The following is a 23,421-nucleotide window of genomic DNA, read 5'->3' as shown; positions in this document are numbered from 1 at the left end:
CAACAGCTCATGATTTCGCCGACAAACCCCGACGCCGCGAGGCCCCTCATCGCGCAGCTCTCTACCTCCCCATCGTGAGACGGGAGGGGGACCAGGTGAAACCTGGTGGAGGGGTATTCGTCCGCTCCCGATCGTGGCGCTCGTGACACCCGTCGCGCTGTGCAATACCCCTCCACCACCTGCGGGTTGTCCCCCTCCCCACGCGCTGCGCTCGCAGGGAGGAAGAGGGGGCGCTATACGCCGTTCATGAACCCGCTCTACCAGGACATGCCCGTCTCGATCTTCGCGCACATGTCGGCGCTGGCGGTCGAGCATAAGGCGGTGAACCTCGGCCAGGGCTTCCCCGATTTCGGCTGGCCCGAGGACGTCCTTGCCAAGGCAGCCGAGGCGGTGACGCACGGTTCCAACCAATATGCGCCGATGCTCGGCCTGCCGCCGCTTCGCGAGGCGGTGGCGGCGCATTACGGGCGGCACCAGGGGCTCGAAGTAGATCCCGCCGAGGTGACGGTCACCTCCGGCGCCACCGAGGCGCTTGCCGCCGCCATCCTCGCGCTTGTCTCGCCCGGCGACGAGGTGCTGCTCTTCCAGCCGCTCTACGACGCCTATCTGCCGCTGGTGCTGCGCGCCGGCGGGGTGCCGCGCTTCGTCCGCTTGGCGCCGCCGGACTGGCGGATCACCGCCGAAGCGCTGGCCGAGGCATTCACGCCCCGCACCCGGCTCGTCATCTTCAACAACCCGCACAACCCGACCGCCCGCGTCTTCACGCAGGGGGAGCTGGCGCTGCTCGCCGAGGCCTGCGTCGCCCACGACGCGATCGCCCTCACCGACGAAGTGTGGGAGCATCTCGTCTTCGACGGCCGCGCGCACCTGCCCCTCGCCAGCTTGGCGGGCATGGCGGCGCGGACGGTGAAGGTCGGCTCGGCGGGCAAGATCTTCTCGCTGACCGGCTGGAAAGTCGGCTGGATTCTCGCGCCGCGCAGATTGGGAGAGCCGATCGCCAAGGCCCACCAATATCTCGCCTACGCGACGCCGCCCAACCTCCAGGCGGCCGTCGCCTACGGCCTCGCCAAGGAGCAGGCCTATTTCGACACCATGCGCGCCGCGTTCGCCGCCGCCCGCGACGGCCTCGCCGAGCGCCTACGCGCCATCGGCTACGCGCCGCTGCCGGCCGAAGGCAGCTATTTCGTCGACGTCGACCTCACCGCCTCGGGCATCGCCGCCGACGACGCAAGCTTCTGCGAGCGCGCGGTGCGGGAAGCGGGCGTGGCGGCGATCCCGCTCGCGCCTTTCTACGCCGAGAGGCCGGTGACGAACATCGTCCGCCTCTGCTTCGCCAAGCGGGAGGAGACGCTCGCCGCCGGGCTCGACGCCTTGGCGCGGGCGCGGGAGCTCATGCGCGGCCCGTAAGCCGCCGTTCTTCCTCGAACATATAATCGCGCGTGATCGGCACGGCCCGGCGGTCGCGGATATACTGCACTTGGAAATTGCAGCCGCCGCCATTCTCGAACATCGCCGTCGCTCCGGCGAGATAGACCTCCCACATCCGGAAGAAGCGTTCGTCGTACATGGCGACGATCTCGTCCCGGTGCGCCCGCGTCCGCGCCATCCAGTGCCGCAGCGTGTAGGCGTAGTGGAGCCGCAACGTCTCGACGTCCGAAGCGATCAGCCGCCAGCGCTGGCTCGCCTCCAGCATCTGCGTGAGATTGGGGAGGTGGTATCCCGGGAAGATGTACTTCTCGGCGAACGGGTCGCCGCTCGACGGCGTGTCGAAGCGCCCGATCGTGTGGAGCAGCATCACCCCGTCCGGCTTCAGCAGCCGCCGCACCTGCCCGAAGAATTCGTCATAATGCGCCGCCCCGACATGCTCGAACATCCCAATCGAGACGATCCGGTCGAACGCTCCCTCGACCCGGCGATAGTCGATCAGCTCGAACCTGACCTTGTCCGCCACCCCCGCCGCCGCGGCGCGCTCGCGGGCGAGGGCGAGCTGCTCCTCGGACAGGGTGACGCCGAGCACCTCCACGCCATAGTGTTTGTGGAGGTAGAGCGCCGTCCCGCCCCAGCCGCAGCCTATGTCGAGCACCCGCTGCCCCGGCTTGAGATAGAGCTTGGCGGCGATGTGCGCCTTCTTCTCCTCCTGCGCCTGCTCCAGACCGTTGGCGGCATCGGTGAAATAAGCGCAACTGTACTGGAGGTCGTCGTCGAGGAAGAGGCGGTAGAGCGGGTTGCCGATGTCGTAATGGTGGGCGACGTTGCGCTTCGAGCGCGCCTCGTGGTTGCGCGCCGCGAACCAGCTCTTCATGCGCCGCAAGGCCAGCGCCTGCCGCCGCGGCATCCCGTCCTCGAACCGGCCGTTGACGCTGGCGAGGGTGATCAGCGCCTGGATGTCGCCTGCGTCGAAGGTCAGCCGCCCGTCCATGTAGCTTTCGGCGGCGCCCAGCTCTGGGCTGCGGACGATGGCGTTCGCCACCTTGGCGTCGGCGAAGCGGATGGCGACCGGCGCGATGTCGGCGGCGGGCGCCCCGTAGCGATAGACCTTGCCGTCATGGTCCGTGACGGTGAGCTGGCCGATGCGGATGAGGCGGCGCAGCGCCTTGTCGAGCAGGAACATGCCGCCGATTCTCTACCGCCTCCGCCCCGATCCTCAAGGCCCGATCCTCAAGAGGCACGTACCGTGTGGCACATTCTTCATTTGACGCGGGGCCCGCCGCCGCCTTTCGTCGAACCCTCACTATCCGGGGACCGACATGCGCTTTTCCGTTGCCGCTCTGGCTTTGCTGCTCACCACCGTCGCGGCCGCCGCCCAGCCGCCCGCGCCCGGCGAAGGCTTTCGCGGCCGCGGCCCGCACGGCGCCCTGTTCCTGAGCCCGATGGGCGAGCCGTTCCGCTCGGACGATCCGGCGCACGACGTGGTCGGCGATTGGTTCGCCGCGGCCGACCGCGATCATGACGGCGTCCTCACCGCCGTCGAGATGCAGGCCGACGCCGCCCGCTTCTTCGCCACCCTCGACACCAATCATGACGGCGAGATCGATCCCGACGAACTCACCCGCTATGAGACCCAGCTCGCGCCCGAGGTCCAGGTCGGCCAGCAGATGGGAGTCGGCATGGGCGGCTTCCGGGGCGGCGGCGAAGGCGGCGCCGGCGGGCGCGGCGGCCATGGCGGGCGCGGCGGCGGCGGCGGTCGTGGCGGCGGCTGGGGCGGCGGCGGCGGTCCATCGACCGGTACGGATCGCGGCAGCCGCATTCCCGAAGGCGCCGGCGGCGGCGGCCCGCGCGTCCATAATGGCGGTTTCGATCCGGGGCTGGAGGGCGCCGGCCGCTATTCCTTCCTCAACATCCCCGAGCCGGTGATCAGCGCCGACACCAATCTGAACCGCGGCGTCTCGCTCCAGGAATTCACTACCGCCGCCGGCCAGCGCTTCGTCATGCTCGACACCAACCGCGACGGCCGCATCACCCGCGACGAACTCCCCCCACTCCCCCAGCGCCACCAGGGCAAGTTCAAACCCGACAAGAAAGCGCCCAAGACCAGGACGATGGGCACGCCGATCCCGATGTGAACTCCCCCGTCATCCCGGCTTCCGCCGGGATGACGGGGTAGGGCGCGTCGGAGTTACCAGATCCGCACCCTATCCTGCGGCGCCAGATACAGCTTGTCGCCCGGCTTCGCCCCGTAGGCCGCATACCACGCGTCGATGTTGCGGACCGTCAGCGCCCGCTCGTGGGCCGGCGCGTGGCCGTCGGTGACGACTTGCTGGCGCAGCGACGCCTCGCGGCTCTTCTGCCGCCACGATTGGGCGAAGGCGAGGAAGAAGCGCTGGTCGCCGGTCAGCCCGCCGATCACCGGCGCCGGCTTGCCGTGGAGCGACATCTTGTAGGCGTCGTAGGCAGCGGCGAGGCCGGCGACGTCGGCGATATTCTCGCCCAAAGTCTGCTCGCCGTTGACGTGCACGCCCGCCAGCGGCTCGTACGCATTATACTGCTCGACCAGCCGCTTGGTCGCCTGCTGGAAATGCGCCTGGTCGGCGGCGGTCCACCAGTTCTTCATGCGGCCGGAGGCGTCGAACTCCGCGCCGGTATTGTCGAAGCTGTGGCTGATCTCATGGCCGATGATGGCGCCGATCGACCCGTAATTGGCCGCGGCGTCAGCCTTCGGGTCGAAATAGGGCGCCTCCAGGATCGCGGCCGGGAAGTTCAGCGCGTTCTGGAGCGGCAGGTTGACCGCGTTCACCGTCTGCGGCGTCATCCACCATTCGCCGCGGTCGATCGGGCGGCCGAGCTTCGCCAGCTGGTGGCGATATTCCCACTCCCGGGCCCGCTCGGCATTGCCCGCCGGATCGTCGGCGCGAACGGCAAGGCCCGCATAATCGCGCCACGTCTCGGGATAGCCGACGCCGACCCGAAGCGTGCGCACCTTCTCCTTCGCCTCGCGCTTGGTGCTCGGCGCCATCCAGGCCAGGCCGTCGATGCGGCGGTTGAAGGCGGCGAGGATGTTCCTGACCATCCCCTGCACCTCGGCCTTGGACGAGGCCGGGAAGTAGCGCTGGACGTAGATCCTGCCGACCGCGTCGCCGATGTCCGCATTGACGAAGCCGAGCCCGCGCTTCCAGCGGTCGCGCTGTTTAGTCGTCCCCTGCAGCGCCTTCCCGTAGAAGCCGAAACGCAGGTCGTCATAGGCGGCGGGCAGGTAATTGGCGTTGCGATTGAGCGTGTGGAAGGCGAGCCAGTCCTTCCAGCTCTCCAGCGGCTGCGACGCGGCGAGGGCGGAGAGGCCCTTGATGGCGCCCGGCTGCCAGGCGACGATCACCGGCTGGGCCGAGAGGCCGGCTGCGCCGAGATAGGCGTTCCAGTCGAACCCCGGCGCGAGCCGCGGCAGATCGGCGGTGCGCCACGGATTGTTGGCCTTGTGGACGTCCTCGCTCGCGGTGCGGTCGAGATGGGCGGCGGCGATCTTGTTCTCCAGCGCCACCACCCGCTCGGCCCGCGCGTCGGCATCGCTCATCCCGGCGGCGCGGAACATGTCGCCCACATAGGCGCGGTAGGCGGCGCGCACCTTTTGCATGTGCGGGTCCTGGCCGAGATAATATTCCCGGTCGGGCATGCCGAGCCCGCCCTGCAGCAAATAGGGGAGGTTCCTGCCGGGATCGTCGAGCGACTGGCTGACCCACAGGCCGAACAGATTCTCGGTGAAGAAATTGGTGTTGTTCAAGGGGTCGACGTCGGCGCGCAGCCGCCGCCCGAGCGCGCGGGCGAGGTCGGCCTGGGTCGCGATCGAGCCGATCTCCGCGAGCTGCGGGCGCAGCGGCGTGAGGCCCCGCGCCTCGATGCCGGCCTGGTCCATATAGGCATTGTAATAATCGGCGATCATCCGCTGCGGCGTGCCCGGCGCGGCGTTGGCGGCGGCGGCCGCCTTGACCAGCTCGGCGTTGCGCTGCTCGGCGCGCTGCGAGACTTCGTAGCCGACGCCGATGCTGGAGCGGTCCGGCGGGATGTCGGCGCCCGAAGACCAGCCGCCATTCGCATAGCGGGAGAAGTCGTCGCCGGGCTTCACCGACGTGTCGCGATATTGGAGCGAGACGCCGATCGTCGGCGCGGCGGGCGCTGCGAGCGCGGCGCCGCCGGCGAGGAGGATGGGAACGAGAATCAGGGAAGCGCGCATCGTCAGGCTCCGTCCGCAAGGAAGACGCGCGTCTGTGGCACAAGCCCCGCGCCCGCGAAAGCGCCAGCCGTCAGCGGGTCGGGCCTCAGCCCCGGGCGGGGCAGAACCGCCGGACGAGCAGGTGGGTCGCGCCGAGTGCAACGATGGCGACCGCGGCGCCCATGATGATGTCGACGAGATAGTGCGTGCCCTCGACCGGCGTCGCCAGCAGCATCAACACGTTCACCGCCAGCAGCGGCCAGCGCAGCGGCGCCGCGCGCCAGGCGGCGGCGATGAACAAGACCCCGCTCGCCGCGTGGAAGCTCGGCGCGCAGACCACGCCCTGCAGCGCCTCGACATGGATCTGCTGGAGTCCGTGGCTGCGAAGCTGCGGGATGAGCTCGGCCTGGTAGAGCGCGCTCGACGGCATGTAGGGGATGGGCCCCTGCCACATTGCCGCCAGCGGGCCTTTGGCCGGAATCAGCACGAAGGCGACGAGGGTCAGCACCACCGCCAGCCAGAACGCAGCGATGAAGATTCGCGCCTCCCTCTTCTGCCCGGTCATTGCGAACCAGCCGAGGATGACGAGGGGGCTCAGGTAGATGTTGGCGTAGGCGATCCGCCCCGCCACCCGGAAGACCGGGTGCGCCACCACGAACGCATACCAGGCGCCCCAGTCGAAGCCGAGCCGCGAATCGAGCCAGGCGAGCTGATTGTCGACATAGCCGACGCTCTGCGCCGCCACCGCATAGCTGGCGACGATCCCGAACAGGGTGACCGCCATGAACACGCCGAAATATTCCGCGGCGTCGCGCGCGATCCGCTCGACCCGCGTCGCCGGGTGGCGCAGCGCATAGGCCGCCCAGCCGGTCATCGTCAGCCACAGCAAGGCGGCGAAGGCGCCCGGCCCGCCAGGGGCCACGCCGAGCTGCGCCGAATGGAGGAGGACGAGCATCAGCACCGCGCTGACGCTCAGCCCGGCCACGATCCAGCGGCCGCGGATCAAGCCTGCGGAGGCGCCCTGCGGCGGGCTGCCGTGTGTCCACGGCTGCAAAGGAGCCGATGTCGCGATGATTTCCTCTCCCGCTCGCAGCCTTGCGGCAGCGCCCTCACCCGTCCCGGCTCGCGCGAATCCGGTGGGCGTCATCCACCTGACACGATTTTGCGATACGAATCCAGAAGCGTGCGCTGCGGCGAGCGGTAATTGAGCTAAGTTATGATCGCCAGTGACTTTTTTGTCATTGCCGCGCGGGGCTCTCCTGAGACGCTGGCCTCGACAGGCCCCCGCGGCTAGAGCGCGGCCATGTCTTTCTCCTCCGCAGCCGAAGCCGAAACCCTCTTCGCGCGCCTCGGCATCGCCCTCCCCGACGGCCCCCTCGCCGCCATTTCCCCGGTCGACGGCGCCCGCATCGGCGGCGTCGAACCGGCCTCCGCGGCCGAGGTCGGCGAGGCCGCCGAGCGCGCCCACGGCGCCTTCCTCGCCTGGCGCACCGTGCCGCCGCCCCGCCGCGGCGAGCTCGTCCGCCTCTTCGGCGAGGTGCTGCGCGCCGAGAAGGAACCGCTCGGCCGCCTCGTCAGCCTCGAGGCCGGCAAGATCCTCCAGGAGGGATATGGCGAGGTCCAGGAGATGATCGACATTTGCGACTTCGCGGTCGGCCTATCGCGCCAGCTCTACGGCCTCACCATCGCCACCGAGCGGCCGGGGCACCGGATGATGGAGACGTGGCATCCGCTCGGCGTGGTCGGCGTCATTTCCGCCTTCAACTTCCCCGTCGCCGTCTGGGCGTGGAACGCCTGCCTCGCCTTCGTCTGCGGCGATGCCGTTCTGTGGAAGCCGTCCGAAAAGACCCCGCTCACGGCCGTCGCCGTCCAGGCGCTGTTCGAGCGGGCCTGCACGCGGTTCGGCGACGGGCCGCCGCATCTCAGCCAAATCGTGCAGGGCGCCCGCGAGACCGGCGAGGCGCTTGTCGACCACCCCAGGGTGGCGCTCGTCTCCGCCACCGGCTCGACCCGCATGGGCCGGACCGTCGCCCCCCGCGTCGCCGCCCGCTTCGGCCGCCTGCTCCTCGAACTCGGCGGCAATAACGGCATGGTCGTCGCCCCGACCGCCGACCTCTCGCTCGCCGAGCGCGCCATCACCTTCGCCGCCGTCGGCACCGCCGGCCAGCGCTGCACGACGCTGCGCCGCCTATTCGTCCATGAGGACGTCTACGACACGCTCGTGCCGCGGCTGAAGCAGATCTGGGCCGGCGTCCCGGTCGGCAATCCGATCGAGGACGGCAACCTCGTCGGGCCGCTGATCGACGAAGCCGCCGCCGACGCGATGGCGCAGGCCCTCGACGCCGCCCGCTCGCAAGGCGGCGCGGTCTGCGGCGGCGACCGGCTCGAAGGCTGCTACGTCCGCCCCGCTCTGGTCGAGATGCCGGCGCAGACGCCGATCACCCTCACCGAGACCTTCGCGCCGATCCTCTACGTCATGCGCTATGCCGCGCTGGACGAGGCGATCGCCGCCCACAACGACGCGCCGCAGGGCCTCTCCTCCTCGATCTTCACCAACGATCTGAGGGAGGCGGAGCTGTTCCTCTCCGCGGCGGGCTCCGATTGCGGCATCGTCAACGTCAATATCGGCCCCTCGGGCGCCGAGATCGGCGGCGCGTTCGGCGGCGAAAAGGAAACCGGCGGCGGCCGCGAGAGCGGCTCCGACGCCTGGCGCACCTACATGCGCCGCGCCACCAACACGATAAACTACAGCCGCGAGCTGCCGCTCGCCCAGGGCATCAACTTCAACATGCCGTGAGGGTCGCGTGCCGCGCTTTCGTCATGCCGGACTTGATCCGGCATCCACCTCCTTCCTGGCGGTGCGGATGAAGAAGGTGGACCCCGGATCAAGTCCGGGGTGATGCCCTCACGGGAACCGGCGTCTGCGAGCCTGCATCCCCAGCGCGACCAAACCCGAACCAATCTCCAGCCGAAAGCTTCCCCCGCAATGCCCCACATCATCCTCCTCGGCGACTCCATCTTCGACAATGGCGCTTACGTCCGCGGCGGGCCCGACGTGGTCCGCCAGCTCCAGGCCAAGCTCCCCGATGGCTGGCGCGCTACCCTCGCCGCGGTCGACGGCGCCACCACGCGCGACGTCGCCGCTCAGCTCCGCCATGTCCCTGCCGATGCCACCCACCTAATCGTCAGCGCCGGCGGGAACGACGCGCTCGGCACCAGCCACGTCCTCCATGAAGGCGTCGGCCGGGTCGGGGAGGCCCTCGCGATCCTCGCCGACGCCGCCGACCGCTTCGCCGCTTCCTATGTCGCCATGCTCGACGCCGTCCTCGCCCGCGGGCTCCCCATCGCGCTCTGCACCGTCTACGACACCCCGCAGACCAGCGGAGAGGCGCGGATCATCCGCGCCGCCCTCACCCTGTTCAACGACGTCATCACCCGCGCCGCCTTCTCGCGCGGCCTGGCGCTCGTCGACCTGCGCCTCATCTGCTCCGATCCCGGCGATTACGCCAACCCCATCGAGCCGTCCGTCGCCGGCGGCGACAAGATCAGCGCCGCCATCCTCGCCGCCGCCCAAGGCCGCGGCGCCTCCCGAGTCGTCGCGGGCTGAACACCCGCTTTGTACCAGATCAGTGCGATGCAACTGGCCGCGCATCCGCCCTTGGGCTACATACGTACCTGTCCGTGTTCGCTTACCCAAAACGAAAACAGGGAGAGAAACCATGAGCACACGCACCTTCGCGATGATCTTCGGCATCGTGTTCCTGATCGTCGGCGCCGGCGGGTTCATCCCCGGCCTCACCGCCATGGGTCCTATGGGCCACGTGGCCGACGCCGAGGTCCAGATGAAGACCATGTTCGGCTACGAGCTCGGCATGTTCCCGGTGAACGTGCTGCACTCGATCGTCCATTTGCTGTTCGGCGTCTGGGGCATCCTCGCCGCCCGCAGCCTCGGCGGCGCCCGCACCTATTTCCGCGCCGTCGCGGTGATTTACGCCGTGCTGACGGTGATGGGCCTGGTCGCTGGCCTCCGCACCACCTTCGGCCTCATCCCGCTCTACGGCGCCGATGTCGCCCTCCACGCCGTGCTCGCCATCGTGGCGGCCTATTTCGGCTGGATGAACCGCGACACCGCGTCCGATCGCAGCTGATCGGCGCGGGCCCTTGCGGCAAGATGGAACGGCCCGGCCATAAGCCGGGCCGTTTCTCTTTTGATTCCACGCGCTTGGGCAGTGGGTTGCCGGGCGGTTCAGCGGGTCTTAATAGGCAATGTTACTGATGGCGGCAGGGGGTTCGCCCATGGGAGGCATGACCCCGCACGCCGCGTAGGAACGCCCCATGCCCAGCAAGACCCTGTTCGCCCTTCTCCTCGCCGCAGCGCCGGCCACCGCCTTCGCGCAGTCGGCCGCGGAGCTGAAGCCCGCCGCGCCGCCGCCCGGCGTCACCGCCGGCCCGCAGGCTCCGGTCCCGGCGCCGCCGGTCATCGTGGCGGGCGATTGGAAGAAGCGCGACGCGCAGGACCTTCTCACGTTCATCGACGGCATCTCCGCCGAAGGGCTCGATCCCGCCGATTATCACCGCGCCGCGCTCAGCGACGCCATCGACGGCCATGACGGCGCCCAGCTCAGCCAGGTCGCGACCAGGGCCTTCGTCAAGGTCGCCAACGACCTCATGTTCGGCCACGTCACCGCCGACGGCCGCATCGATTGGCACGTGCGCGACGATCCCTTCACCGCCGCCGACCAGCAGGCGCTGCTCACCCGCGCCCTTTCCGGCCACAGCGTCGGCGACAGCCTCCGCTCGCTGCTCCCCACCCACCCGCAATATGCGGCGCTGAGGTCTCTGCTCGCCACCACCACCGATCCCAAGCTCAAGGAAAAGGTCCGCCTCAACCTCGACCGCTGGCGCTGGCTGCCGCGCGACCTCGGCAACAAGTACGTCATCGTCAACGTGCCGGCCTACACCGTGTCGCTGGTCGAGAACGGCGCCACGCTGAACCGCCGCAAGGCCGTCGCCGGCGCCTTGAAGACGCCGACGCCGCAACTCTCCGCGATCATCACCGGCGCGATCTTCAACCCCTGGTGGGAGGTGCCGAGCAGCCTCAGCCACGAAGTCGCCGGCAAGAAGGGCTATGTCTCCGTGCCCAGCGGCAGCGGCGTGCGCTGGCGTCAGCCGCCGGGACCGGGCAACGCGCTCGGCCGGGTGAAGCTGGTGATGGGCAATCCCTTCGCCATCTACCTCCACGACACCAACGCAAAGCACCTGTTCGACAAGCAGGCCCGCGCTTACTCCCACGGCTGCATCCGCACCGAGGACGCGGTCGGCTTCGCGGAAACCCTGCTCCAGGGCACCGATTGGGACCGCGGCAAGATCAACGACACCCTCGCGTCGAAGAAGAGCGTCCAGGCCAATATCGCCGCGCCGATCCCGGTCTACATCGTCTATTTCACCGTCGCCGCGACCACCGACAAGGAGGGCTACCTCTCCTACGCCGACATGTACGGCCGCGACCCGACCGCGATGCTGGCCCTGAACGACAAGCCCCTGCCGCCGAAGCCGGTGAAGGCGGCTGCGGCGAAGCCGGGGGCCAAGGCGGGCGTCCTCAAGGCCGGCGCTAAGCCGGCGGCCAAGCCAGCCGCCAAGAAGCCCCAAGTCGCCATCGCCCGCTAACTCTGCCTCCCCATCCGCAGGATGGGGAGGGGGACCAAGCTATGCTTGGTGGAGGGGTATTCCCGGGCGCTGCGCCTCTCGGAACACCCCTCCACCACCTCCGGTGGTCCCCCTCCCCACCGCTTCGCGGCGGGGAGGCAAGTCTGGACCTCAGCCCCGCCACCCCCTAGAGCCGCGCCGTCTCAGCTAGGGAAAGGGCCGGCGTGGCCAACGTTACGGTGATCGGCGCCCAATGGGGCGACGAGGGCAAGGGCAAGATCGTCGACTGGCTGGCCAGCCGCGCCGACGTCGTCGCGCGCTTTCAGGGCGGCCACAATGCCGGCCATACCCTCGTCGTCGGCGACCAGACCTACAAGCTGTCGCTGCTCCCCTCCGGCATCGTCCGCGGTACGCTCTCCGTCATCGGCAACGGCGTCGTCCTCGATCCCTGGGCCTTCCGCGACGAGGTCGGCAAGCTCGCCGCGCAGGGCGTGTCGATCCATCCGGACAACCTCCAGATCGCCGACACCTGCCCGCTCATCCTCCCCATTCACCGCGACCTCGACGCCCTCAGGGAAGACGCGTCCGGCAAGGGCAAGATCGGCACCACCCGCCGCGGCATCGGCCCGGCCTATGAGGACAAGGTCGGCCGCCGCGCCATCCGCGTCTGCGATCTCGCCCATCTCGGCGACCTCGGCCCCCAGCTCGACCGGCTCTGCGCCCACCACGACGCGCTGCGCGCCGGCTTCGGCGAGCCGCCGGTCGACCGCGAGGAGCTCGAGCGCCAATTGGGCGAAATCGCCGATTTCGTCCTGCCCTTCGCGCGGCCGGTCTGGATCACGCTCAACGAGGCGCGGGCGCGCGGCGACCGCATCCTCTTCGAAGGCGCGCAGGGCGTGCTGCTCGACGTCGACCACGGCACCTATCCGTTCGTCACCTCGTCCAACACCGTCGCCGGCACCGCCGCCGCCGGCACCGGCATCGGCCCGGGCGCGGTCGGCTTCGTCCTCGGCATCGCCAAGGCCTACACCACCCGGGTCGGCTCCGGCCCGTTCCCGACCGAATTGGACGACGCGATCGGCCAGCGCCTCGGCGAACGCGGCCGCGAATTCGGCACCGTCACCGGCCGCAAACGCCGCTGCGGCTGGTTCGACGCGGTGCTGGTGCGCCAGTCCTGCGCCGTCGCCGGCGTCACCGGCGTCGCGCTGACCAAAGTCGACGTGCTCGACGGGATGGACGAGATCCGCATCTGCACCGGCTACCGTTTGGGGACGCGCCACCTCGACCATTTCCCCGCCCACGCCGCCGACCAGGCCGCCGTCGAGCCGGTCTACGAATCGATGCCCGGCTGGCAGGAATCCACCGCCGGCGCCCGCAGCTGGGCCCAGCTCCCCGCCCAGGCTATCAAGTACATCCGGAGGGTGGAAGAGCTGATCCGCTGCCCGGTCGCTTTGGTCTCGACCAGCCCCGAGCGCGAGGACACCATCCTCGTCCGAGATCCCTTCGCGAACTGAAGGGGCGGGTGGCGACCGCCGCCCGGCTCGTGGGGATCGAGCGACGGCCGCCGCGCCCGCTTGAGCCGGTGGGGCCTCAAGACGGTCTCACCAGAACGGCTTAATATCCGCGTCACCGTCTTTCAGGGCAGTGATGACCGGCACGTGGCGGAGCTGCTTCTTTCTGCCTCCCCATCGGCAGATGGGGAGGGGGTGTCGGCGGGTCGGCAGTCCGGGGGACTGCCGAGAGCCGGAACCGGCTGCGCAGCAGCCGCGGGCGAAGCTGGTGGAGGGGTAACTGCCCCCGATTCCGCGGATCAAGCAGGCAACGGCGGAAGCCCGCGACCTTTACCCCTCCACCACCTTCGGTGGTCCCCCTCCCCACCGCTTCGCGGCAGGGAGGCAGAAGGCTACGGCCGCCGCGCCTTACGCATTGATGCTTGACACATCGGCGCAACGGGCAGATATTTCTGTCATGACAGAAATCACCGTCGAGTCGAAGCTTCCCGCGGCGGTCGAGCGCTTCATCCTCCATTGGGGGGACATGGGCGGGCAATGGGGGGTCAACCGCTCGGTCGGGCAGATTCACGCCTTGCTCTATCTCTCGGAGCGGCCGCTGACCGCCGAGGAGATTGCCGAGACGCTGGGCATGGCGCGCTCCAACGTTTCCAACAGCCTGAAGGAATTGGGCGGCTGGAAGCTGGTCCGCCGCGTGCCCGTGCTGGGCGACCGGCGCGATCATTTCGAGGCCGAGACGGATTTGTGGGAGATGGTCACGCGCATCGCCCAGGGCCGCAAGGAGCGCGAGATCGACCCCGCCGCGGCCGCCCTGCGCGCCTGCCGCGCCGAGGCGGAGGGCGATGCGCGGGTCAGCCCGGTCGCGAAGAAGCGGCTCGCCGAGATGGAGGAGTTCGTCGGCACCTTGAGCCGCTGGTACGACCAGATGCTCGGCGTGCCGGCGCCCAAGATCATGGCGCTGATCCGCATGGGCGCCCCCGTCGTCAACCTGCTGAGCTTCGGCCGCGCCGGAAAGGCCAGGGAGCCCACGGAGCATTGAGTTTTTTTGGTCTCTTCCTTCCGTACGTTCAGAAGAAAGAGGCGAAGAGGAGGCAAGGATGGAAGCGGGGCGCGCCGATCGCAAAGTGGTCCCATTCCCGTTGCGCGGCAACTTCGCCAACATCGGCGATCTCCGCTTCCGCCGCCTCGTCGGGGACGAGGCCTGGGCCCAGCTCCCGGCGGCGGTCCGCGCCCGCTTCAGCAAGCGCGTCGCCGGCGGCCGGACCATCCTCTACGCCGGCGAGATCGTCGAATGCCGGATGAGCCGCTGCGGCTGGCTCCTCGCCCAGGCCTGCCGCCTCGTCGGCGCCCCGCTGCCCTTGAGCCGCGACGCCTTCGTCCCCGCCGCGGTCAGCGTCACCGAGGACGAGCTAAGCGGCGGCCAGATCTGGACCCGCATCTACGGCCGCCGCCGCGGCTTCCCGCAGGCCATCCACAGCGCCAAGCGCTTCGCCGGTCCGACCGGGCTCGAGGAATATATCGGCCGCGGCGTCGGCATCGCCCTCCGCGCCGAGGTGGCGAACGAGGCGCTCCACTTCCTCAGCGACCATTATTTCCTGAAGTTGGGCGCGCTCCGCCTCCGCCTCCCGCGCTGGCTCGCGCCGGGGCGGATGCGGGTCAGCCATATCGATTGCGGCGGCGGCTGGTTCGCCTTCGTCCTGCTGCTCGAGCACCCCCTGCTCGGCCGCCTCCTCCGCCAGACCGCCTTGTTCCAGGAGCGCAAGGCGCCGGAGGACGGGGGGCCGGAGGACGCTCCGTGATCGTCGTCTTCGACGCCCTCTGTCCGCTCTGCTCGGCCAATGCCAGCTTCATCCTGAAGCACGACCGCGCCCGCCGCTTCCGCCTCGCCTCGGTACCGAGCGAGGCCGGCGGCGCCCTTTATCGCCGCTTCGATCTCGACCCTGACGATCCCGAGACGATGCTCGTCGTCGACGGGGACCGCCTGTTCCGCGACAGCGACGCCGTCCTCGCCATCGCCCGCGGCCTCGGCGCGCCCTGGTCCGTCGCAAGCGTGATGCGCGTCGTCCCCTGCGGCTTGCGCGACGCCGTGTACCGCTCGGTCGCCCGCAACCGCTACCGCCTCTTCGGCCGCCGGGAGACCTGCTGGCTCCCCGCGCCCGAATATCGCGACCGATTGCTGTGAAGCGTATCCTCGTCATCGGCGGCTATGGCGGCTTCGGCGCTCGCCTCAGCGAGAGACTGGCGGCCGACGGGCACCACATCCTCGTCGGCGGCCGCAGCCGCGACAAAGCCGAGGCCTTCTGCGCGGAGCTACGTGGCCGGGCATCTTGCCTCCCCATCCGCCAGGATGGGGAGGGGGACCAGCGAAGCTGGTGGAGGGGTAACCCGCCCCACGAGCCGATGGTTCGCGCGCGAACCGCCGGCGCCTCGACCTGTCACCCCTCCACCACACTTCGTGTGGTCCCCCTCCCCACCGTTGCGCGGCAGGGAGGCACAGGGGCCGCCGAACCCATCGTCCTCGACCGCAACGGCGACATCGCCGCCGTCCTCGCCGCCACCCGCCCCGACCTGGTCATCGACGGAGCCGGTCCCTTTCAGGGGAGCCACTATGCAATTCCCGAGGCCTGCATCGCCGCCGGCATCCCGTACCTCGATCTCGCCGACGGGCGGGACTTCGTCTGCGGCATCGTCGCCCTCGACGCTCGCGCGAAAGCCGGCGGCGTGCCGGTCGTCTCCGGCGCCTCGAGCCTCCCCGCCCTCACCGGCGCCGTCGTCCGCGTCCTCGCTGCGGGCATGGACCGGGTCGAGACCGTCGAGGGCGCGCTCAGCGCCTCCAACCGCGCCAGCGGCGGCGCCTCGGTGGTGGAGGCGATCCTTTCCTACGTCGGCCGTTCGGTACGGCTGTGGCGCGGCCAGCGCTGGGCAACGGCCCATGGCTGGCAGGAGCTGCGCCGCGTCGACTTCGCCCTCAGCGGCGGCGGCGGCCTCAAGGGCCGCCTCGTCGCCATCGCCGACGTGCCGGACCTGGAGCTTCTCCCCGATCTCCTCCCTGGCCGCCCCGCCGTCACCTTCCGCGCCGGCACCGAGCTCCGGTTCCAGATGCTGAGCCTGTGGCTGGCGAGCTGGCCCGTGCGGTGGGGCTGGCTGGGATCGCTCCGCCCGCTCGCCCCGCTCCTGCTGCGCCTCTACCACGCCACCCTCGGGCTCGGCGGCGCCCGCTCCGCGATGCACGTCGTGGTGCAGGGCAGGGCAGGGGCCCGCCGCCTCGAACGCCGCTGGACCATCGTCGCTGAGAAAGGCGAAGGCCTTCACATTCCCACCCTCGCCGCCCAGCTCCTCGCCGCCGACATCCTCGCCGGCCACATCCCGCCGGGCGCCCAGAGCGCCGCCGGCCTCCTCACCCTCGACCGCTTCGAGCCGCTGTTCGCAAACCTCGCCGTCCGCCACGAGACCGTCGAGCGCGACCTGCCGCCGCACCTCTACGCCCGCGCCATGGGCGCCGCCTTCGAGGCCCTCCCGCCGGCGGTGCGCGGCCTCCACGATGTCTGCGCTGATTCCGGCGCTTCCGGTGAGGCGGTCGTCACACGCGGGCGGGGGCAGGTCGTGCGACTCCTCGCGCGCCTGATGGGGTTTCCGCCGGAGGGACGCTGGCCCCTCCACGTCGCCTTTGCTGCGCGAGGCGGCACCGAAGCCTGGACGCGCGATTACGGTGGCCACATCATGAAGAGCGAACTGAGCTTTCGCCCCGGCGGCGTCACCGAGCGCTTCGGCCCCGTCCGACTCGCCTTCGATCTCCTGCCGCACCGGGGTGGCCTCGACATGCGCCCCGCCGGCTGGAGCCTGTTCGGCATCCCTCTCCCCCGCGTCCTCGCACCGCGGATTGTCGCGACGGAGCGGGAGGAGGAGGGGCGCTTCTTCTTCGACGTAGCGGCGGCGCTGCCGCTGGTGGGGCCGGTGGTGCACTATCGCGGCTGGCTGGTGCCGCCTCACGGCTGACCTTGCCGCTGGCGAAACGCGGGCGCGACGCTAGGTTTGCCGCGGGAGGGACGATGGCTGAGAACAAGACTCGGGAGACGGGGGAGGGCTTCGAAGCCTTCCTCGAGACCGTCGCCGATCCGGCGCGGCGCGCCGATGCGCGCGCACTCGGCGCGCTCATGGCGCGGGTAACGGCCGAGGCGCCGGTGATGTGGGGCAGGATCGTCGGCTTCGGCCGCTGCCATTACCGCTACGAAAGCGGCCGTGAAGGCGACTGGATGCTGGTCGGCTTCGCCGTGCGGGCCAAGGAGCTCGTCCTCTATCTCGGCCTCGGCGCCGGCGGCTTCGAAGACCTGTTCGGCCGCCTCGGCAAGCACAAGACCGGCAAGGGCTGCCTCTATTTGAAGACGCTTGCCGATGCCGATCCGGATATGCTCGAGGCACTCGTCGGCCGTGCTTATGCGGAATCGCGCGAGCGCCACCCGTCATAGGAAAGGGCCTGGCCGGTCCCGCCGCTGTTCCGCCCGATTATGCAGCGCTATGCTGGTGCACATCGTGGGGAAGCGGAAATGAAGATTCCTGTCGTGCCACTCGCGCTCGCCATCGCCGCGCTGGCGCCGCCTGCGGCGCGCGCCGCGCCGGCGCCGCATCCGCTCGGCCCGATCGTCAGCGCCGCCGCGGCGTCGGGCGGCGGCTGTACCTATCGCTGGGACACCGGCAGCTTGGACGATGAACAGCTGCTCGACCGCGCCGTGGCCGATCTCAAGCGCGCCATCGACCGGGTCGGCGGACCGGCCATTCTCACCGAGCAGGACGTGCCCGTGCCGAACCTGCAATTCGATGACACCGTCCCCTATCGCTGCGTCCGCACCAGCATCGAAACGCTGATGCGGGCCGGTTACATTCGGTTGCGCATCGCTCGTCCGCATGCCGGCGTCGATGCCTGGGCCGATCCGATGGTCTTCGACATTCGACAGGACGACTTGCCCCAGCTTCACGCTCCCATGAAGGAGGTGCACAATCGGCTCACCTTCGGTTCGAACGGGAAGCTGGGCTGGAACGGCATTCCAATCAGCTCGGCGATACTGCGCCAATATTCCGAGCTGACGCAGCAGATGAACCCGGTGCCGTGGGTCTTTGTCGAGATCGACGATGCTGCTCCCTGGCAGCAGGCGATTGCTTTGCTGTCGGACCTGCATCGGGCCCACGTCACGCAGATCGTGCTGAAACCTGCGGCGGGTGCCAAAGGCGAGCTCGTCTCGCTTTCCGCGCGCTGAGCAGCGCGGCCGTTCGATCGGCGTCGACGCCGCGACAGGCGCAAAGAAGGCGGCCCGTCGCCGGACCGCCCTCTCTTTCTTCTGACGCTGCAGTCACGCGGACTGGATCCGCGTGACGTCGGTCCTGTCGCTTCGCGCAGGCCGTCCGGCGCACGCCGTCTCTGCGGGCTGCTCCGGCGACGCTTCGCGTCGGCGTCGCGGCCCTCGGCGGCGCTGCGCTTACCGCTTCGAGAACTGGAAGCTGCGGCGGGCCTTGGCGCGGCCGTACTTCTTGCGCTCGACGACGCGTGGGTCGCGGGTGAGGAAGCCTTCGCGCTTCACCGCGGTCCTGAGGCCCGGCTCGTAGCGGGTCAGCGCCGTCGAAATGCCGTGGCGGACCGCGCCGGCCTGGCCGGAGAGGCCGCCGCCCTTGACGGTGGCGATCACGTCATACTGGCCGCGGCGCTCGGTGACGTCGAACACCTGGTTGATGATCAGACGCAGGGTCGGGCGGGCGAAATAGACCGTCTGGTCGCGGCCGTTGACGACGATCTGGCCGGTGCCGGGCTTCAGCCACACGCGGGCGACGGCGTCCTTGCGGCGGCCGGTCGCATAGGCGCGGCCCTGCTTGTCGAGCTGCTGCTCGCGAAGCACGGCCTCGGGGCCGGTGCGCTCGGGAATTGCAGGGGCCTCGGCGGCGGCTTCACCGGCGTCGGTGCCGGCGGCAGCGGCGGTATCGGCATCGGCCGGCGCCGGGTTGGCGGTGGCCTGGCCGGTCAGCGCGGCGAGATCGGAAAGGGACTGGCGGTTGTCGGTCATTTACGCACCCACCTTGTTCTTGCGGTTCATGCCCGCGACGTCGAGAGGCTGAGGATCCTGGCCGCCGTGCGGGTGCTCGGTGCCGTTGTAGAGGTGCAGGGCGCGCATCTGGTCGCGGCCCAGCGGCCCGCGCGGGATCATCCGCTCGACCGCCTTTTCGAGCACGCGCTCGGGGAAGCGGCCCTCGAGCACCTTGCCCGCGGTCACGCCCTTGATGCCGCCGGCATAGCCGGTGTGGCGCCAATAGACCTTGTCCTGCAGCTTCTTGCCGGTGAAGCGCACCTTGTCCGCGTTGATGATGACGACATGGTCGCCGCAATCGACGTGCGGGGTGAAGCTCGGCTTATGCTTGCCGCGCAGGATATTGGCGACGATCGACGCGAGACGCCCGACCACCAGCCCGTCGGCATCGATCAGATGCCATTTCTTCTCCACCTCGGCGGGCTTCGCCGACTTGGTGGTCTTCATCAGCGCCTTCATGGCTGCGGACCTTTCGAAACGGAACGCGCCGCCCTGCTGGAGGGCGGCGCTTGGCCGGCGAAATGGCAGGAGGGGCCGCAGAAGTCAAGCAAATGCGGGGGTTTCGCGAGGGGTATTATTTTACCTTGAGATCTCCGCCCGCACCCAATCGGCATAAGCGGGAAGGGCGTTTTCGATCGGCCAGACCACCGCCGCCGGCACTTCGTAGCTGTGCAGCTCCGCAAGCCGGGCGATGAGAGCGTCGGCCATGTCGATGCGCGTCTTGAACAAAGCTGCGACTTCCTGCGCGTCCTCGATCTTGCCCTCCCACCGGTAGATCGAGCGGCAGGGGCCGAGGATGTTGGCGCAGGCGGCGAGGCGTTCCTCGACCAGGATGCGGCCGATCCGCGCCGCCTCCTCCGCGTCGGCGAAGGTCGTGTAGACGGTGACGATGTCGGTCACACGGTCGCCGGACGCCGCCCCAGCGCGTGCGAGGCGGCGAGGATGGTGCCGAGCAGGATCACCGCCATGCCCTGGTGGGTCGCGGCGAGCGGGATCGGCACGCCCGCGACCAGGGTGGCGATGCCGAGCGAGATCTGCAGCGCCACCGCGACGATCACCGCCGCGCCCCAGATATTGCGCTCGCGCCGGAACGCCTCGAACGCCAGCGCCGCCGCGCCCGCGGCGACGCCCCAGGCGAGCCAGCGGTGGATGAACTGCACCATGATCGGATTGTCGACGAGGTTCCTGAGCCACGGCGTGATCATCGGCGCCTCGGAGGGGAACCATTCGTCGCCCATCCTGGGCCAGCTGTTGAAGGCGAAGCCGGCGTCGAGGCCCGCGACATAGGCGCCGAACATCAACTGCAGCACGAGCAGCGACAGCGCCCAGATCCCCACCGTCGGCATCCGCGCCGGCCGCGCCGTCGCATCCTCACCGAGCGCGCGTAGGTCGAGCCCGACCCACAGGCAGGCGGAGAAGATGGTGAGCGCCGTCAGCAGGTGGATGGCGAGGCGGATGTGGCTGACCTCCGGCCGGTCGACCAGGCCCGAGGCGACCATCCACCAGCCGATCGCCCCCTGAAGCCCGCCCAGAGCAAGGATGCCGACCAGCTTCCAGCCATAGCCGCGCGGGATCGCCCGCTTCCACGCGAACCACAAAAGGGGCAGCGCGAAGACCAGGCCGATCAGCCGCCCGAGCAGCCGGTGGACATATTCCCAGAAGAAGATGTTCTTGAACTCGCCGAGGTTCATGCCGGAATTGACCCGCAGATATTGCGGCGTCGCCTTGTAGGCGGCGAACTCGGCCTGCCACTGCGCCTCGCCGAGCGGCGGCAGGGTGCCCGATATCGGCTCCCAGCGCGCGATCGACAGGCCGGATTCGGTGAGCCGGGTGATCCCGCCGACCACCACCATCGCCAATACCATCGCGGCGATGACGAACAGCCAGAGCGAGAGGGCGCGCGGACGGGCGCTGGACGGCGCCGCCGAAGCGGGCGCGGCGGTCGATGTGGCCATGGCGCGCCTATGGCGGACGGCGCCGCTTTTGCCAATGGCAGGCGCCCCTCTCCGAACAGGCGAGCCCAGCGCCCGCAGCGAAAAAACCATTGCAACTCTTTCTAACATGTAATGTTGTATCGCCGCGGCTCCGCACCTATAAAGGGCGGGCGAGGAGTCACGGCTGGACATGTTGTTCGACGACATCAGGAACGGCGCCGTCGACCGGCTGGCGATCGGCCTGTCGGGCCTGTGCCTCGTCCATTGCGTGGCGAGCGCGATCTTCGTCGCCGTCCTCGCCTCGGCCGGCGGGCTCCTGCTCCACCCCATGATCCACGAAGTCGGGCTGATGTTCGCGATCGCGCTCGGCATTGTCGCGCTCGGCCGCGGCATTCTCGACCACGGCTTCATGATGCCCTCGGCCGTCGGCGGCCTCGGCCTCGGTGTCATGGCCGGGTCGCTCCAGCTCCCCGAAGGCGGCCTCGGCACCGTCTACACCGTCCTCGGCGTCTCGATCCTCGCATTGGGCCACGACCTCAACCGCCGCGCCCGCTCCTGACCTCCTGAAACCGGTGTCATAGCGGCCTAACACGGCGCCGCTTGCCGAGGGGCCTGCGAACTCCTACTTTGCCACCATGGCGCATCACCATCACCATGAGAGCCACGAGGGCCCGTCCCTGGTCTCCGCCGCGCGCGACACGATGGAGCGCTCGGGCGAGCAGTGGACGCAGATGCGCAGCGCCGTGTTCGAAGCGCTGGCGAGCTTCGACCGCCCCGCCTCCGCCTACGATATCGCCGAGAAAGTCTCGCAGACGCAGGGCCGCCGCGTCGCCGCCAACAGCGTCTACCGCATCCTCGACCTGTTCGTCGGCGCCAACCTCGCCCGCCGCGTCGAAAGCGCCAACGCCTATGTCGCCAACGACCATCCCGATTGCCTGCACGACTGCATCTTCCTGATCTGCGACCGCTGCGGCCAGACCACCCATATCGACGACGACAGCCTCGCCGGCGGCGTCCGCGAAGCCGCCAAGCAAAAGGGCTTCTCGGCGCTGCGCCCCGTCATCGAAGTCCGCGGCACCTGCGAGGATTGCAAGACCGCCTGAGGCGGCTCTCGAAGCGTGCCTCTTCTCGCTCTGGACAAGTGCGCCGCAGCCGGAAAGAGTGCGCGCCGTCCCAGTTCCCGGAGCCAGCCCGCGCATGTCCTTCCGCACCCTCAGCCTCAGCCTCGCCGCCCTCCTCTCCAGCACCGCCGCCGCCGCGCAGCCGGCCGACGGCGAGGCCGCCTTCCGCGCCACCTACAAGGAGCTGGTCGAGACCAACACCACCCTCTCCGCCGGCAGCTGCACGCTCGCCGCCGAGCGGATGGCGGCGCGTCTCAAGGCCGCGGGCTTCCCCGCGGGCGATCTCCACCTCATCGTCGCGCCCGGCCATCCGAAGGAGGGGAGCCTCGTCGCCGTGCTGCCCGGCCGCGATCCGGCCGCCAAGGCGGTCCTGCTCCTCGCCCATATCGACGTCGTCGAGGCCAACCGCGCCGACTGGGAGCGTGATCCCTTCACGCTCGTCGAGGAGAACGGCTTCTTCTTCGCGCGCGGCTCGTCGGACGACAAGGCGCAGGCGGCGGTGTGGGTCGACACGCTCGCGCGCATGAAGCGCGAGGGCTATCGCCCGAATCGCACGATCAAGATGGCGCTGACCTGCGGCGAGGAGACGGCGGGGGCCTTCAACGGCGCCGAATATCTCGCCGCCAACGAGCGCCAGCTGATCGATGCGGAGTTCGCGCTGAACGAAGGCGCCGGCGGCCTCCTCGACCGCAGCGGCAAGCCCATCATCCTCAACATCCAGGCCGGTGAGAAATTCCCGCAAAACTACCGGTTCGAAGTCACCAACCCCGGCGGCCACAGCGCCCGGCCGGTGCGGGAGAATGCGATCTACCGCCTGTCCGACGCGCTCCTCAAGGTGCGCGCCTACGACTTCCCGATCGAGGCGAACGCCGCCACCCGCGGCTATTTCGCGGCGATGGCGAAGCTGACGGACGGCCCGGCCGGCCAGGCGATGGCCGCCTTCGCCGCCAATCCCAACGATCTCGCCGCCGCCCGGGTCATGGCCGACACCAATCCGAGCTGGAACGGCATCCTCCACACCACCTGTGTCGCGACGATGCTGGAGGGCGGGCACGCCACCAACGCGCTGCCGCAGCGGGCGCGCGCCAACGTCAATTGCCGCATCTTCCCCGGCACCAGCGTCGAACAGGTCCGCCGGGCGCTCGAGCAGGTCGTCGCCGATCCGCAAGTGAAGATCAGTGCCCTCGAAACCCGCAGCAAGGTCTCCGCCCCGCCGCCGCTCACCGACCGCGTCGTCGGCCCGGCCCGCCAGGTCGCCCAGGAGATGTGGCCGGGCGTACCGTTCGTGCCGGTCATGTCGGCGGGCGCCACCGACGCCTCGTTCCTGACGCCGGCCGGCATCCCCACCTACGGCCTCTCCGGCTTCTTCTCGGACGCCGAGGGCAGCCACGCCCACGGCCTCAACGAGCGGATGGGGGTCAAGTCGCTCCTCGACGGCCGCCGCTACATGTACCGCCTCGTGAAGCTCTACGCCGACAACTGAGGCGCCGCCGGCTC

23 protein-coding genes are annotated in these 23,421 nt (G+C 69.7%); 16 read left to right on the top strand and 7 right to left on the bottom strand.

The features are described from left to right. Nucleotides 1-246 precede the first annotated feature (246 nt). Nucleotides 247-1,407 (top strand): aminotransferase, encoded by a 1,161-nt coding sequence (locus VGC56_RS03730; RefSeq protein WP_464123364.1) that lies wholly within the window; start codon nt 247-249, stop codon nt 1,405-1,407. Here the strand turns inward: VGC56_RS03730 and VGC56_RS03725 are convergent. Then, on the bottom strand, nt 1,391-2,611 hold the full coding sequence (locus VGC56_RS03725) for a class I SAM-dependent methyltransferase (protein ID WP_464123363.1): 1,221 nt from the start codon (nt 2,609-2,611) through the stop codon (nt 1,391-1,393). The genes VGC56_RS03730 and VGC56_RS03725 overlap by 17 nt on opposite strands. Nucleotides 2,612-2,747: 136 nt before the next feature. Here VGC56_RS03725 and VGC56_RS03720 point away from each other — a divergent pair, with 136 nt between their 5' ends. Then, nucleotides 2,748-3,563: an EF-hand domain-containing protein gene (locus tag VGC56_RS03720; protein ID WP_464123361.1), complete on the top strand. Its 816-nt coding sequence runs from the start codon at nt 2,748-2,750 to the stop codon at nt 3,561-3,563. A 53-nt stretch (nt 3,564-3,616) separates the two neighbouring features. Here the strand turns inward: VGC56_RS03720 and VGC56_RS03715 are convergent, their stop codons facing one another. Then, entirely contained in the window at nt 3,617-5,662 is a 2,046-nt protein-coding gene (locus VGC56_RS03715) for a M13 family metallopeptidase (RefSeq protein ID WP_464123360.1), read from the bottom strand. An 85-nt stretch (nt 5,663-5,747) separates the two neighbouring features. Continuing rightward, nucleotides 5,748-6,647: a phosphatase PAP2 family protein gene (locus tag VGC56_RS03710; RefSeq protein WP_464123359.1), complete on the bottom strand. Its 900-nt coding sequence runs from the start codon at nt 6,645-6,647 to the stop codon at nt 5,748-5,750. A 297-nt stretch (nt 6,648-6,944) separates the two neighbouring features. Here VGC56_RS03710 and amaB point away from each other — a divergent pair, with 297 nt between their 5' ends. From amaB to VGC56_RS03655, 11 genes are all read left to right on the top strand, one after another. Then, the gene (amaB, locus tag VGC56_RS03705) at nt 6,945-8,438 is read left to right on the top strand and encodes an L-piperidine-6-carboxylate dehydrogenase (protein WP_464123358.1); all 1,494 of its coding nucleotides are present in this window, start codon (nt 6,945-6,947) and stop codon (nt 8,436-8,438) included. Nucleotides 8,439-8,627: 189 nt separating this feature from the next. Beyond that, nucleotides 8,628-9,248: an SGNH/GDSL hydrolase family protein gene (locus tag VGC56_RS03700; RefSeq protein ID WP_464123357.1), complete on the top strand. Its 621-nt coding sequence runs from the start codon at nt 8,628-8,630 to the stop codon at nt 9,246-9,248. A gap of 112 nt (nt 9,249-9,360) precedes the next feature. Then, nucleotides 9,361-9,789 (top strand): DUF4383 domain-containing protein, encoded by a 429-nt coding sequence (locus tag VGC56_RS03695; protein ID WP_464123355.1) that lies wholly within the window; start codon nt 9,361-9,363, stop codon nt 9,787-9,789. A gap of 187 nt (nt 9,790-9,976) precedes the next feature. Continuing rightward, nucleotides 9,977-11,308 carry a L,D-transpeptidase family protein gene (locus VGC56_RS03690; protein ID WP_464123353.1) on the top strand — a complete coding sequence of 444 codons (1,332 nt, stop codon included), beginning with the start codon at nt 9,977-9,979 and terminating at the stop codon, nt 11,306-11,308. A 203-nt stretch (nt 11,309-11,511) separates the two neighbouring features. Beyond that, the gene (locus VGC56_RS03685; protein ID WP_464123352.1) at nt 11,512-12,801 is read left to right on the top strand and encodes an adenylosuccinate synthase; all 1,290 of its coding nucleotides are present in this window, start codon (nt 11,512-11,514) and stop codon (nt 12,799-12,801) included. Nucleotides 12,802-13,255: 454 nt separating this feature from the next. Further along, nucleotides 13,256-13,837: a GbsR/MarR family transcriptional regulator gene (locus tag VGC56_RS03680; RefSeq protein WP_464123351.1), complete on the top strand. Its 582-nt coding sequence runs from the start codon at nt 13,256-13,258 to the stop codon at nt 13,835-13,837. A gap of 58 nt (nt 13,838-13,895) precedes the next feature. Continuing rightward, nucleotides 13,896-14,597 (top strand): DUF4166 domain-containing protein, encoded by a 702-nt coding sequence (locus VGC56_RS03675; protein ID WP_464123349.1) that lies wholly within the window; start codon nt 13,896-13,898, stop codon nt 14,595-14,597. Continuing rightward, nucleotides 14,594-14,980, top strand: a complete 387-nt coding sequence (locus VGC56_RS03670) for a thiol-disulfide oxidoreductase DCC family protein (RefSeq protein WP_464123348.1) — start codon at nt 14,594-14,596, stop codon at nt 14,978-14,980. The genes VGC56_RS03675 and VGC56_RS03670 overlap by 4 nt, the downstream gene beginning before the upstream one ends. Then, the gene (locus VGC56_RS03665; RefSeq protein ID WP_464123347.1) at nt 14,977-16,794 is read left to right on the top strand and encodes an SDR family oxidoreductase; all 1,818 of its coding nucleotides are present in this window, start codon (nt 14,977-14,979) and stop codon (nt 16,792-16,794) included. Before VGC56_RS03670 ends, VGC56_RS03665 begins: the two co-directional genes overlap by 4 nt. A gap of 53 nt (nt 16,795-16,847) precedes the next feature. Then, the gene (locus tag VGC56_RS03660; RefSeq protein WP_464123346.1) at nt 16,848-17,264 is read left to right on the top strand and encodes a DUF1801 domain-containing protein; all 417 of its coding nucleotides are present in this window, start codon (nt 16,848-16,850) and stop codon (nt 17,262-17,264) included. 78 nt (nt 17,265-17,342) lie between these two features. Beyond that, complete coding sequence (locus tag VGC56_RS03655; protein ID WP_464123345.1) at nt 17,343-18,050, top strand: hypothetical protein; 708 nt, start codon at nt 17,343-17,345, stop codon at nt 18,048-18,050. Between the two features lie 219 nt (nt 18,051-18,269). Here VGC56_RS03655 and rpsI read toward each other — a convergent pair whose 3' ends face one another. From rpsI to VGC56_RS03635, 4 genes are all read right to left on the bottom strand, one after another. Next, nucleotides 18,270-18,848, bottom strand: coding sequence for a 30S ribosomal protein S9 (gene rpsI / locus VGC56_RS03650; RefSeq protein ID WP_464123344.1), 579 nt, complete (start codon nt 18,846-18,848; stop codon nt 18,270-18,272). Continuing rightward, nucleotides 18,849-19,328: a 50S ribosomal protein L13 gene (gene rplM / locus VGC56_RS03645; RefSeq protein ID WP_464123343.1), complete on the bottom strand. Its 480-nt coding sequence runs from the start codon at nt 19,326-19,328 to the stop codon at nt 18,849-18,851. A 120-nt stretch (nt 19,329-19,448) separates the two neighbouring features. Beyond that, a complete protein-coding gene (gene cutA, locus VGC56_RS03640) occupies nt 19,449-19,769 on the bottom strand; it encodes a divalent-cation tolerance protein CutA (RefSeq protein WP_464123342.1) in 321 nt (106 codons plus the stop codon). Then, nucleotides 19,766-20,824 carry a COX15/CtaA family protein gene (locus VGC56_RS03635; RefSeq protein WP_464123341.1) on the bottom strand — a complete coding sequence of 353 codons (1,059 nt, stop codon included), beginning with the start codon at nt 20,822-20,824 and terminating at the stop codon, nt 19,766-19,768. The genes cutA and VGC56_RS03635 overlap by 4 nt, the downstream gene beginning before the upstream one ends. A gap of 169 nt (nt 20,825-20,993) precedes the next feature. On the opposite strand from VGC56_RS03635, the gene VGC56_RS03630 reads away from it, so the two are divergent. From VGC56_RS03630 to VGC56_RS03620, 3 genes are all read left to right on the top strand, one after another. Continuing rightward, the gene (locus VGC56_RS03630; RefSeq protein ID WP_464123340.1) at nt 20,994-21,362 is read left to right on the top strand and encodes a MerC domain-containing protein; all 369 of its coding nucleotides are present in this window, start codon (nt 20,994-20,996) and stop codon (nt 21,360-21,362) included. Nucleotides 21,363-21,438: 76 nt separating this feature from the next. Then, nucleotides 21,439-21,906, top strand: coding sequence for a Fur family transcriptional regulator (locus tag VGC56_RS03625; RefSeq protein WP_464123339.1), 468 nt, complete (start codon nt 21,439-21,441; stop codon nt 21,904-21,906). 94 nt (nt 21,907-22,000) lie between these two features. Further along, complete coding sequence (locus VGC56_RS03620) at nt 22,001-23,407, top strand: M20/M25/M40 family metallo-hydrolase (protein WP_464123338.1); 1,407 nt, start codon at nt 22,001-22,003, stop codon at nt 23,405-23,407. Nucleotides 23,408-23,421: the final 14 nt, after the last annotated feature.

This window comes from Allosphingosinicella sp., from assembly GCF_036403745.1.
Taxonomy (GTDB): domain Bacteria; phylum Pseudomonadota; class Alphaproteobacteria; order Sphingomonadales; family Sphingomonadaceae; genus Allosphingosinicella.
This window is presented reverse-complemented; position numbering and strand designations above follow the sequence as displayed.

Excerpts from the sequence above, each read along its gene's own strand:
- VGC56_RS03730 (WP_464123364.1), top strand. The coding sequence starts at position 247 with ATGAACCCGCTCTACCAGGACATGCCCGTCTCGATCTTCGCGCACATG.
- VGC56_RS03725 (WP_464123363.1), bottom strand. The coding sequence starts at position 2,611 with ATGTTCCTGCTCGACAAGGCGCTGCGCCGCCTCATCCGCATCGGCCAG.
- VGC56_RS03720 (WP_464123361.1), top strand. The coding sequence starts at position 2,748 with ATGCGCTTTTCCGTTGCCGCTCTGGCTTTGCTGCTCACCACCGTCGCG.
- VGC56_RS03715 (WP_464123360.1), bottom strand. The coding sequence starts at position 5,662 with ATGCGCGCTTCCCTGATTCTCGTTCCCATCCTCCTCGCCGGCGGCGCC.
- amaB (WP_464123358.1), top strand. The coding sequence starts at position 6,945 with ATGTCTTTCTCCTCCGCAGCCGAAGCCGAAACCCTCTTCGCGCGCCTC.
- VGC56_RS03700 (WP_464123357.1), top strand. The coding sequence starts at position 8,628 with ATGCCCCACATCATCCTCCTCGGCGACTCCATCTTCGACAATGGCGCT.
- VGC56_RS03695 (WP_464123355.1), top strand. The coding sequence starts at position 9,361 with ATGAGCACACGCACCTTCGCGATGATCTTCGGCATCGTGTTCCTGATC.
- VGC56_RS03690 (WP_464123353.1), top strand. The coding sequence starts at position 9,977 with ATGCCCAGCAAGACCCTGTTCGCCCTTCTCCTCGCCGCAGCGCCGGCC.
- VGC56_RS03680 (WP_464123351.1), top strand. The coding sequence starts at position 13,256 with ATGACAGAAATCACCGTCGAGTCGAAGCTTCCCGCGGCGGTCGAGCGC.
- VGC56_RS03675 (WP_464123349.1), top strand. The coding sequence starts at position 13,896 with ATGGAAGCGGGGCGCGCCGATCGCAAAGTGGTCCCATTCCCGTTGCGC.
- VGC56_RS03660 (WP_464123346.1), top strand. The coding sequence starts at position 16,848 with ATGGCTGAGAACAAGACTCGGGAGACGGGGGAGGGCTTCGAAGCCTTC.
- VGC56_RS03655 (WP_464123345.1), top strand. The coding sequence starts at position 17,343 with ATGAAGATTCCTGTCGTGCCACTCGCGCTCGCCATCGCCGCGCTGGCG.
- rpsI (WP_464123344.1), bottom strand. The coding sequence starts at position 18,848 with ATGACCGACAACCGCCAGTCCCTTTCCGATCTCGCCGCGCTGACCGGC.
- rplM (WP_464123343.1), bottom strand. The coding sequence starts at position 19,328 with ATGAAGGCGCTGATGAAGACCACCAAGTCGGCGAAGCCCGCCGAGGTG.
- VGC56_RS03635 (WP_464123341.1), bottom strand. The coding sequence starts at position 20,824 with ATGGCCACATCGACCGCCGCGCCCGCTTCGGCGGCGCCGTCCAGCGCC.
- VGC56_RS03630 (WP_464123340.1), top strand. The coding sequence starts at position 20,994 with ATGTTGTTCGACGACATCAGGAACGGCGCCGTCGACCGGCTGGCGATC.
- VGC56_RS03625 (WP_464123339.1), top strand. The coding sequence starts at position 21,439 with ATGGCGCATCACCATCACCATGAGAGCCACGAGGGCCCGTCCCTGGTC.
- VGC56_RS03620 (WP_464123338.1), top strand. The coding sequence starts at position 22,001 with ATGTCCTTCCGCACCCTCAGCCTCAGCCTCGCCGCCCTCCTCTCCAGC.